At 46.4% G+C, this 11,150-nt stretch carries 6 protein-coding genes and 1 pseudogene; 4 read left to right on the forward strand and 3 right to left on the reverse strand.

Translation table 11 applies throughout. The annotated features are described in order from the left end of the window. The first annotated feature begins 3 nt into the window (after positions 1-3). From ACLJRH_RS21705 to ACLJRH_RS21720, 4 genes are all read left to right on the forward strand, one after another. The gene (locus ACLJRH_RS21705) at positions 4-1,635 is read left to right on the forward strand and encodes a class I SAM-dependent methyltransferase (protein WP_077909915.1); all 1,632 of its coding nucleotides are present in this window, start codon (positions 4-6) and stop codon (positions 1,633-1,635) included. A 559-nt stretch (positions 1,636-2,194) separates the two neighbouring features. Further along, complete coding sequence (locus ACLJRH_RS21710; protein WP_000532939.1) at positions 2,195-2,911, forward strand: YebC/PmpR family DNA-binding transcriptional regulator; 717 nt, start codon at positions 2,195-2,197, stop codon at positions 2,909-2,911. A gap of 410 nt (positions 2,912-3,321) precedes the next feature. Next, positions 3,322-3,648 carry a DeoR family transcriptional regulator gene (locus ACLJRH_RS21715; RefSeq protein WP_223173016.1) on the forward strand — a complete coding sequence of 109 codons (327 nt, stop codon included), beginning with the start codon at positions 3,322-3,324 and terminating at the stop codon, positions 3,646-3,648. Between the two features lie 123 nt (positions 3,649-3,771). Then, positions 3,772-4,980 (forward strand): type II restriction endonuclease, encoded by a 1,209-nt coding sequence (locus ACLJRH_RS21720; RefSeq protein ID WP_023136876.1) that lies wholly within the window; start codon positions 3,772-3,774, stop codon positions 4,978-4,980. A 42-nt stretch (positions 4,981-5,022) separates the two neighbouring features. Here the strand turns inward: ACLJRH_RS21720 and ACLJRH_RS21725 are convergent, their stop codons facing one another. The 3 genes and pseudogenes from ACLJRH_RS21725 to ACLJRH_RS21735 form a co-directional block, all read right to left on the reverse strand. After that, entirely contained in the window at positions 5,023-6,447 is a 1,425-nt protein-coding gene (locus tag ACLJRH_RS21725; protein WP_023136877.1) for a DNA cytosine methyltransferase, read from the reverse strand. A gap of 292 nt (positions 6,448-6,739) precedes the next feature. Next, on the reverse strand, positions 6,740-10,255 hold the full coding sequence (locus tag ACLJRH_RS21730; protein ID WP_023136878.1) for an AAA domain-containing protein: 3,516 nt from the start codon (positions 10,253-10,255) through the stop codon (positions 6,740-6,742). Between the two features lie 310 nt (positions 10,256-10,565). Beyond that, positions 10,566-10,900 (reverse strand): annotated as a pseudogene (locus ACLJRH_RS21735) (Arm DNA-binding domain-containing protein). Positions 10,901-11,150 lie beyond the last annotated feature (250 nt).

An 11,150-nucleotide genomic window follows, 5' to 3' on the forward strand; every position in this document is an offset into this window, starting at 1 on the left:
GAGATGATGATGGATATCAGCGCCGTTATTTTTGCAACGCATCGCATTCGGCTATTACCCGATGAAGGCAAAATCCCCTGGGACGAGCCAGCCTTCAGCCAACGCATGCTGGAAAATCATCTGTCGCAGGACCACGACTGGGCCAGCCGCCGGCTAACCGTGATTGAGCAACAGGTAACATGGATTACCCGTCAGTTACCCGCTGGCGCCCGCATTCTGGATCTCGGCTGTGGACCCGGTTTTTATACCCGCCTGTTAGCGGAGCGTGGGTTTCACTGCACAGGCGTAGATTTCTCTCCGGCATCCATCACATGGGCTCGCCAGCAGGCGCAAGCCGCAAACCTGAATATTGACTACATTCAGCAAGATATTCGTACATACCACCCCACGGAACCTTTTGATTTCATTATGATGACGTTTGGGGAACTGAATGTCTTTAGCGCTGCGGATGCGCAAAGCCTCATCAGTCATTGCGCGCAGTGGTTGAAACCGGACGGCAAACTGCTTGTTGAAGTGCATACCTTCGATGAAGTTAAACGCCAGGGCATGGCGCAGCCAGGCTGGCAGCGTTGTCCGCACGGCCTGTTTCTTGCCGTGCCTCATCTGCTGTTAACGGAAAATGCCTGGGATGAAGAGGCCCAAACCAGCTCAACGCAGTTCTGGGCAATAGCGGAAAACGGCTGTACCACCCGTTTCGGCAGTCAAATGAAGGCCTGGCGCGATGATGAATATATCAGCCTGCTTGGTGATGCTGGCTTCACTGTGTTGCAGCGCCCGGACAGCCACACCTGGCCGGTCGGCGAAACTTTTGCAGGCAAGCTGTTTGCGCTGCTGGCTGAAAAAGCATCCACTTCTGAGGATATTGCCCTCAGTAAAAGGAATAACCCAATGGATATCCCACGTATTTTTACCATTAGCGAAAGCGAACACCGTATCCATAATCCGTTTACAGCGGAAAAGTACGCCACACTGGGCCATGCGTTACGCATGAAGCCAGGCACGCGGATTCTCGATCTCGGTAGCGGCTCGGGTGAGATGCTCTGCACCTGGGCTCGCGATTACGGTGTTACAGGTACTGGCATTGATATAAGCCCGCTCTTCACCACACAGGCAAAACAACGTGCAGAAGAGCTCGGCGTCAGTGAATACGTACATTTTATTCATAACGACGCGGCCGGTTATATCGACGAGGAAAAATATGACGTGGCGGCCTGCGTAGGCGCTACCTGGATTGCGGGCGGTGTCGCGGGGACAATAGATCTGCTGGCCAAAAGCCTCAAACCTGGCGGGCTCATTCTCATCGGCGAACCGTACTGGCGTCGGATCCCCGCAACGGAAGAGATCGCCCACGCCTGTGGCGTCTCATCCGTCGCCGATTTTCGCCCCCTGCCCGAGCTGGTCGCCTTTTTCGACCAACTCGGCTATGACGTAGTGGAAATGGTGCTGGCGGACCCGCAAGGCTGGGACAGATATGAAGCCGCGAAGTGGATGACCATGCGCCGCTGGCTGGAGGAAAACCCTGACGATGAGTTTGCGCAAGAGGTTCGAACAGAACTGACGGTAGCCCCCAAACGTCACGTCACCTGGACGCGAGAATACTTTGGCTGGGGCGTATTTGCGTTAATCGCGCGATAACGTGAAGCAGGAGGTATAGCCTACAAGAGGTATACCTCCATTTAAAAGTATTCAACAAATTAACGCGGCTCAAGGCGGGAATATATCGTCTTAGAGACTATCCCAGTAGGCGTTATTGGCGCAGCCAGTTTGGACACGGACAGCGCGCAAAAACCGGAGCGTACACGTAGTACGTGAGGATTTTGAGCACTGCCCAGGTCCAAAATGGCAAGTAAAATAGCCCTAATGGGATAGGCTCTTAATTTCGCCATTAAGTTTCTGCCACAATATGTCGCAAGACGTGCAAGCGTTCCACCTCACCTGATGAGCGAAACCACCATCAATAAGACGTTATTGCTGCAATTCAATTATTAAGAATAAAAAAAGAACCAGAAGAAAATTAGAAAATGACTTATCCACCATATTAGCTATTGTTAAAATCAAAGTAATCCCCCGTAAAAGCCGGATGTTTTTATTTCTCATAGACGAGAATTTATATATTATGATATAATGCGGTAGAAAAACATGCAGGTTATTAACCTGCCATTAATGTAAATAATTTTTTGAGGAGATGTTTCCAGTGGGACGTAAATGGGCAAATATTGTTGCTAAAAAAACGGCTAAAGACGGTGCAACGTCTAAAGTATATGCAAAATTTGGAGTAGAAATCTATGCTGCGGCTAAACAAGGTGAACCAGACCCGGAATCAAACTCAGCTTTAAAATTCGTTATTGAACGTGCGAAACAAGCACAGGTTCCAAAACATGTTATTGATAAAGCCATTGATAAAGCCAAAGGTGGCGGAGATGAAACGTTCGTGCAAGGGCGTTATGAAGGCTTTGGACCAAATGGTTCAATGGTTATCGCTGAAACGTTGACGTCTAATGTTAACCGTACGATTGCTAATATCCGCACAATTTTTAATAAAAAAGGCGGGAATATCGGAGCGGCAGGTGCTGTCAGCTATATGTTTGACAATACTGGAGTGATTGTATTTAAAGGAACAGACCCTGACCATATTTTTGAAATTTTGCTTGATGCTGAAGTTGATGTTCGTGATGTAACCGAAGAAGAAGGGAACATCGTTATTTATACTGAAGCGACAGACCTGCATAAAGGAATCGCAGCGCTAAAAGCCGCTGGAATTACTGAATTTTCAACAACAGAATTAGAAATGATTGCTCAATCAGAAGTTGAACTTTCACCAGAAGATTTAGAAATCTTTGAAGGACTTGTTGATGCCCTTGAAGATGATGATGATGTGCAAAAAGTATATCATAACGTTGCAAACCTCTAATTATAAATTAAACAAATCTGTCTCTATGGCAGATTTGTTTAATTTATAAAGCTGTTATAAAAAAGTCTATCTGGCCAGATATATAGATTTTTAAATTTATGTGTCTTATCACGACCTGATCTGACACATAGCTTTGAAAGATTGAGAGTTACCGGTTTTGATATAGTGTCGAATCCTTATATAAAACATGAGGTAATTTTCATGCTTCATACGACGAATCCCGTCAGCAAGCTAAGCAAAAGCCAGCAATATCGGGTTGCTTACAATCTCCCTGTGCTCTTTAAGGCACCGCCCTTATAAATTCTGCTTGCGCTCGTAATGGTTCATCTGGCGCTCTATGCGTCGCTTGACTACAGGTGTGACTCCACCAGCGCGCTACAGACTATAGTGCGAGAACCGTGGCCGATTACTTGACCACTACAAGTATTATCCATCGAGCTACGACAAGGCTTTTACAGCATGTAGACAATCTGGTTGCCCGCGCTGCCCGAATTGATCTTTTTTTGTATAAATCTGGGCGCTTATCGCGGCTGAGTGGACGGCAAGTCACACTCCTGAACATCACTCTGGCGGAACCTGGCAAGAAATATTCCACGGCAGGCGTAGCGGAAGCGCTTGGCGTATCGGATAACACTGCGCGTAATGACCTGCGCACCCTGGCACGTGAAAATCTCTTAACTGAGATTTCAGAAAACGACCTGAAAACGGTTTTTAAAGTATCTTGGGATCTGAACTAAATACGGGAGAACAAGGAAAAGAACGACATCATATAAAACGACATCGTGAGTATTCACAAAAGCAGAGCTGTGGCAGGATAACCCTCTATAAATCAGAGATATTTTTACAGCGAGGAAGTGATGATGTCGGGGCTACATTCATGGCTTTTAGATAAGTCAACCAGTGACACCTATATGTTCATCAAGCGCCTGTCAGCCAACGATACCGGTGCGACGGGCGGGCATCAGGTTGGCATTTACATACCTTCTGGGATTGTTGAGCATCTTTTCCCTTCAATTAATCATACAAGGGATCTTAACCCGTCCGTGACGCTGAATGCACATACCTCCTCGCACAGTTGCCCGGACAGTGAGGCCAGAGCCGTTTATTACAATGGACGTTTTTTTGGTAAGACCCGAAATGAAAAGCGTATCACCCGATGGGGAGGAGGAAAGAATCCTCTGCAAAACTCTGAAAACACGGGGGCACTGGCCTTATTGGCGTTTGATCATCGTCAGGGAGTAGATAGTCAATGCGTTGATATCTGGGTGTGTCATGACGCTGAAGAAGAAGATATTGTTGAGTCATCGCTCGGAGAAATTGTTCCCGGATCGTTAGTCTATGGTCCCGCAAATGAGATTCTGGGCGGTCTGGCTTTAAAAGAACCGGTTTCCAGTGGGTATTGTCTTCCGGAAGAGTGGAGAACAAATTTCCCTTCGGGTAAAGAGATTATCCAGTATGCAGCAGCTCACTATTCCCCCAATGTCGTAGGCCCGGATAAGCAACTCATTGAACGTCGTCGTGTTGAATACGAAATTTTTCTGCTGGTGGAGGAAATGCATGTGCTGGGTATAGTTCAGTCTGGGTTTGGTTCCGTAAATGAATTTATTGCACTGGCGAATTCCGTGAGCAACAGACGAAAATCACGAGCCGGAAAATCACTGGAGCTGCATCTTGAACAGCTTTTTAATGAGTATGGACTGAAAACTTTTGAGACTCAGGCCGTTACGGAAGGAAATAAGAAACCAGATTTTTTATTCCCCTCTGCGCAAGCTTATCACGATGAAGCTTTTCCAGAGCAGAAACTGCGTATGTTAGCGGTAAAAACGACCTGTAAAGATCGCTGGCGGCAGATATTAAATGAGGCAGACAGGATTCAGGATATTTATCTCTTTACCCTTCAGGAAGGTGTTTCTGTTGCTCAATTTCAAGAGATGCAGCAGGAAAGGGTCAGGTTAGTTGTGCCCAGTAGCCTTCATGATAAGTACCCAAAAGCTATCCGGGAATATCTTATTTCGTTAGAAACATTTATTGATGAAACTAAATCATTGTATGCCGATGAAATAATTTGATTCTGTTTCCCCCCGGATAAATTCCGGGGGGATCTGTTTATATTATTTTTTGGTCACCTTACTAGCAGCGGCTTTCATAATATAAGGCTGAAGCAGTTTTGCCACGGCTTCAAAAACGGGAACGACCACTGAGTTCCCAAACTGGCGATAGGCCTGAGTATCGGAAACGGGGATTCGGAATGGCTTGCCTCCGGGTTGTTCAAATCCCATTAATCTTGCGCATTCATGGGGCGTCAGTCTTCTTGGCCTTTGTTCCTGATTCTCTGGATTAGAGAAATCGATTTCGCCGAGTTCTTTATCCCATCCTCTGTCGATGAGAATTTCAGAGCCATCTTTATGGTAACGAGCGGATAATGTTCTCGCGACGCTATTTTCATTATTCGGATCAACCAGACCAAAACCGAATCCATTACCTTTGGCAGCATGCTTTTTAGCATAGTTATAGAGATATTCCCATAACTTAGGGCTCAGTATATATTTACTGTCAACCACAGAGTCCAGAAGCTGACCAAATGTTGGTCTTTTCTCAGGGTAGAATTTATCAATATTCTTTAATGTGAATCCCTGATGGATATTAAGGTCACGGCGGAATCCGACCAGAACAATACGCTCACGATGTTGTGGCAGGAAATTTTTACCATCAATAATTTTAGGATCATCTTTCCCTGTGATATTGGCATCAGCGACTTCATAGCCTAATTCATCAAGGGTATCCATAATGACTTTAAACGTTTTGCCTTTGTCATGGCTCTTAAGGTTTTTCACGTTTTCCAGCACAAAAATGGCTGGTTGCTTTGCCTTGATTATGCGGGCGACATCGAAAAACAGAGTGCCCTGCGCTTCACATTCGAATCCATGTGCGCGTCCGAGCGAGTTTTTCTTACTTACCCCAGCCAGACTGAATGGCTGGCAGGGAAAACCGGCCAGCAGGACGTCATGATCCGGGATATGTTGATCGATATGAGCGTAGGCTTTCTCTTCTGAGATGCCTTCTTCTCCGCTTAGCGTGACTTCGCGGATATCCAGATTGAATGTGTGCGCATCTTCATCGTTGTACCAGTTTGCTCTGTAGGTACGTACCGCTTCTTTATTCCATTCACTGGTAAAAACGCATTGCCCGCCGATGGCCTCGAATCCTTTACGGATACCACCAATACCGGCAAACAGGTCAATAAAGCGGAAATCATAGTCAGGATGATGAGCGGGTTGCTCCGGCAACATTTTCCGTAACAGCGCTTCTTCAGCCATGGTGAGCGATTTTGGCTCACACTTGCCATTTACCCAACGGTTAAGTGTTTCGCGGCTCCACTCATTTTTACCTATTTTTCTTAGTAGTTCTGCGACATACTTCTGGTCGTAAATTTCAAGCACCCGATCAATCAGCTTCCTGTCGCGCTCTTGTTGTTGTTTTTCTTCTGCTTCTGCTTTTTCTAGCAGTTCCTGCGCAAATAAATCGAATTCAGACATAATGCCTCCTCGGGGTTTATGGGTGAAAATATATCACTCATTTGACCCAGATGAAATGATTTGTTCTGGATATTTGATCAGTATATGCGTTCAACAGAGCGTACTAATTATGAGAGCTAGCCAATAGTGTTGCCAATTGTTCTGGGGCGTACATACAAACTGCGCAGTGAATCTTACAGTATCAGACATACATAATTGTTTGCTAAATCATATAGTTTTTGTATCACACCAGGTAATACAGCCATCTTACGCTGGAAAACAGTCGATAAGATGGCTAATCAAGATTCCCACCCTAAACCTGACGCCTCTCAAGGCTATTGTAAATTGCCTCAATCTCGCCCTTCAGGTTATCACCGCAATAAACCATCGATGTATCGTATCGTTCATATCGCGCTTCACGTGTCGCGCTAAACCAGTTGAACGATCCCACGCACAGCAAACCATCATCACCAATAACAATTTTGCTATGAACACGATTGACCAGTTTTGTCGCAATACCAAGGGCGTTCAGTTTCTCCAGCGCCGCTTTGAGGTTCTGCTGCTTCTCTTTTCGCTTCTCAAAATCATTATGTTCAGTGTTGTAGCTTCTGTCAGTGACTACCGTGACGTTAATACCACGTGAACACGCCGCAATCATGGAATCAAGAAAACCGGTTTGCTCCAGCTTTTGCCAGGTCAGCCATGGAGAGACTATCGTGATGTGTTTACCGGTATTTTCAAACGTCTGATTCAGGAAATTATCATGCTGCTCCACACCATGGAGTGTGTAGATTTTGGTCTCGGAAGTTTTTAAATCCTCACGCTCTTTATAGTCAAAAAAGAGTGCATTTTTCTCTGACTCAAAGAGATATTTTGCCAGTAATCCCCGCGGAGATGAGGCTGGCTGGATCTCAAACAGGTCCATATCGCCGAAGACAAGGAAACTGTCCTTAGCTCGGGAGACAGCAACGTTCAGCATGCTGTTATCGCTATCAATAAACGCGCCGTCTTCATGCTTTGAATAGACTGGCGAGAATATAACAATCGCTCTTTCAGCGCCCTGAAGAGAATGCACGGTGCCTACTGTAAGCGACTTTTCATTCGCGCCTGCGCTGATGCCTTGTTTATCCAGCGCCTGTTTGATGGTCGATACCTGCGCACTAAAAGGCGTCACGATACCGACAACTTCATGAAGCGATTTACCATAATACGCTTCAATACTTTGCTGGTTATCTGTCAGCCAGGCCGCTATCGTTTCAGCCTCCAGCAAATTATATCGGCTTCCGCTACTTGCCAGCTCTCCTTTACCATCAATATGGAGATAACCCATTGCGGGCATTAAATTGCTCTCTTCACATCCTCTTTTAGGCAACAACTTACCGTGATAGCAAAGCGTATTGCAGTATCCAATAATATTATCGAAGCACCGGCGGTGTTCATATAAGTACATGCCACGTGCCAGTTCGGGATCATATTGATAGCGTGAAGCACACTGCGCTATTTTCATGACGCTGCCAGATGCGGCGCTTTTACCAAGCTCTGCGATTGCCGTATATTTCTCAGTAATCTCTTCTTGCGTACTGCCTGACAGAATTTTTTCCGCCAGCATGTTACCTATATCAATAGCAGGAGTAATACTCCATATTGGCGGGATCTGTTCCGTATCACCAATCACTAATGCCTTTTTAGCCAGAGCAAACGAAGCAGCAGCCACTTCAGGAAGCACCTGCCCGGCTTCATCGACAATGAGTAAATCGGCAAAATCATATAAATAACTTTTCTCGAATTTACGTTGTCCTTTGTGTTCACTTATCTGCATATTGCCGGGCAGCATATAACAGGTCATGACCACGCATGGGGTAAGTTTCATTCGGCGTTGCCAGCGAGCGGCTACTCCTTTAGCACCTTTCTTGCCCTTTTCTTTCTGCAGATCATCAATGCTGGCCATATCCATCAACCAACGACCTTCCCAGTAGTGGGTCGCCAGTAAGAATGCAGGGAAGCGAATCTGCGTATCAGCCAGCTCATCTGCCTGTGAGAAGCTCAGTTCCTCGCCCCCCTCATACCCTAAATCAAGTGCCAGCCTCTGCCATTCCTGAGCCGCCTGCTGTTCTTTAAGAACGATTTCATGCGCGGAGTCAATCTGCTGCCGGTAGGTTGTTTGCTCGCGCTCGGCGGAATTAAGTAACCTATCGATATTACGTTCGATGGTTTCAGGATCAGACCACTGATTTCCCGCAATCAGCGCACCTAATTTATCTTCGAGAAACAGTTGTATTTGGTACTGCCGCTTACTGCGAACCGCTGGTAGCCATGAAAATAATGGATAGATCAGTGATTCACTGGCCCGATATTTTTTCCATTCCGCTTTAGCACTTTTTAGTAGAGTGACATTTTGTTCTTGCCCGACAAGTAATTTATTTAAATTATCGAGATATTGCTTAATGTCGTTAGCAATAAGCTCACGCGCTGCCCGAACCTGGCTTAACGTTTGCCATGTTGTGTTCAGCCTTACCAGTTGTTCGGATTTTGCTGCCAACTGACCATGCAGGAGTTCAATAACCTTTTCAGGGGATGAACACTCTTTTTCAGGAAAGGCTGCCTTAGCTTTCTCCAGATAAAACAGCAGTGCATCCTCTACATACTCTTTTGACTCAACCTGGTTGAAGAAATCTTCAGTTTGATATTTTTTGGCGGCCTCGGCTTTACGAGTGCTTGAGGGAAAATAAGCGCCGAAGCTTTTCAGCTCTGGCAACCATCGTCCGGCCATTACACCAGTGCCCTGGGAAAAATCTTTCCCGAACGCCTCGATAATGTTCGTTACAGCCTGGTTATTCGTTGAAGTCGCGATAATAACCGGAGGCTCCGCTTTTTCGAGAGCCGCTCGGGCCCACTGCGTGGCGATGATAGAAAGCACCAGCGTGGTTTTCCCGGTTCCTGGTGGACCATTAACGGCAAGGATATCGCCATGCCTTGCATCCAGAAAATGGCTTAAGGCATCGCGCTGAGCCTTTGCCAGCGGAAACTTATCCCCGGAGTGTCCAAGCCTGTCGCTGAATTTTGCTTCGGGAGGAAGTAATGACTCTGCAGCATGAACCTCTCGCGAGGCGAAACGATTGAAGAGCGGCACATCCTTTTTGCAAACAAGCAGGTGATCATAAAGCGAAAGGATATGGAAACTGGCACCGCCAGATTGCGCCGTTTTAACAATATAACCGTGCTCAGCGAGTTCATATTGCTCGGGATTTTTAATCCAGTCGCCGACAACGTTCTTCAGTAGCTTCTCTGAATCATCCAGATATTGACGCCAATCCTGCTGCCAGGCTGCATATCGTGCTTCTCGTTCTTCATCCGTTTCGGCGGTCCTATCAACGCTGTCATCAAAGTTGATAGAGAATGAGGTATGTGTCGTTTTATATTTATCATACTGCCCAATCTCACCAATTGAAAATGCCCCTTTTGGCAAAGGTTCAAGCAGGTCTCTGGGAATGGAGGTCGCTGGCGCCGGATATAAAAAACCTTCACGGCTCAACAGGGCTGGCGTCACTATCGGGGTAACAATATCAGGCGCACCAGCGGAATGGTCCTTTCCACGCTGCAGTAACCGGAAATAAACCTTTGGCCGCAAGATGACATCGACTGTTTCGACGTCGTCTTTTTCTCCCTCAAAAAATTTACCGACGATCGTTTCGTCAAGACGTCCCGCCGCTATCCCATGCCAGTGAGTGAAGTTTTTGGCATCTTTGCGTTCAAAACTGCCCTTTCCTGACTCAGCATCTGCCAGCGAATTGCGCCAGTATGAGGCAAACCCTAAAGCATTGTCATCCATTACCAGTCCTATGTTTCAATGAAACCCATTGATTTATCGAATATAAAATCACCGTATGGATAACTATTGTCCACGTTGAAAGGCTGGCTGCAATGTTTTGTTCACGCTTCGATAAAAATACTCAGGTTATACGGAGTTCAGAAAACGACCATATCATGCTGCATGTCACATAAAAGCGTTATAACTGAACCAGAAGAGGGTTACCGGTTACGTAGCACGTTCCAGAAACCCGTGAGCTCGACTGGGCAGCGTTCAGTGCAATACTGGAACCTGTAAGCTCAGAAAATAACGCTGTCGAATGTTCCGCCGACTAGATTATGTTACTGGCGCCCCATTCGCGCGCCACGGACTCGAACGTATAAAGGGGCTCTCCACCCCGCTTGTCCTCTCTGCGTTTTTCCGCCGGATTAATGCCTTCTAAAATAAGCCTTCTTCTATCCGCTTGCTTCTCCCTTACCAGTGCGAGAGAAATGAGCGGATAAGGGCCTAATGCCATGCGGTTCTCTTTGTTTCCAAAGCGAAATTTCAGATACCACAGCTTGGATCCGCTGGGGGTCACCTGAATGTAAAGACCGTGGCAGTCAGAAAGCCGTATGCCTTGCCAGGCGGCCTGGCATGCCGGATTGCGAGATCTGTAAGCGCCATTTGGGGGTCACTCCTCTATCGAACCGGATCTGCCCCTTTTTGCCCCCAGATCGCGTGGATGTCAATGGATGAAAAATGACCAACACGTAAAGGCCATAAAATAAATATGGTTATTAGCGAAAAATAAATTATCTTTGAATTACAGACAGATATGGACGAACCTGGACAGAAATGTGACTAGTCCTGATATAGGTTGACAGTTTTTTGTCTGTAAAACGCCTGATGAACATCATCGGGCGTTTTGTATTTC

The organism is Salmonella sp. SAL04162, from assembly GCF_046551535.1.
In the GTDB taxonomy this organism is placed as follows: domain Bacteria; phylum Pseudomonadota; class Gammaproteobacteria; order Enterobacterales; family Enterobacteriaceae; genus Salmonella; species Salmonella enterica.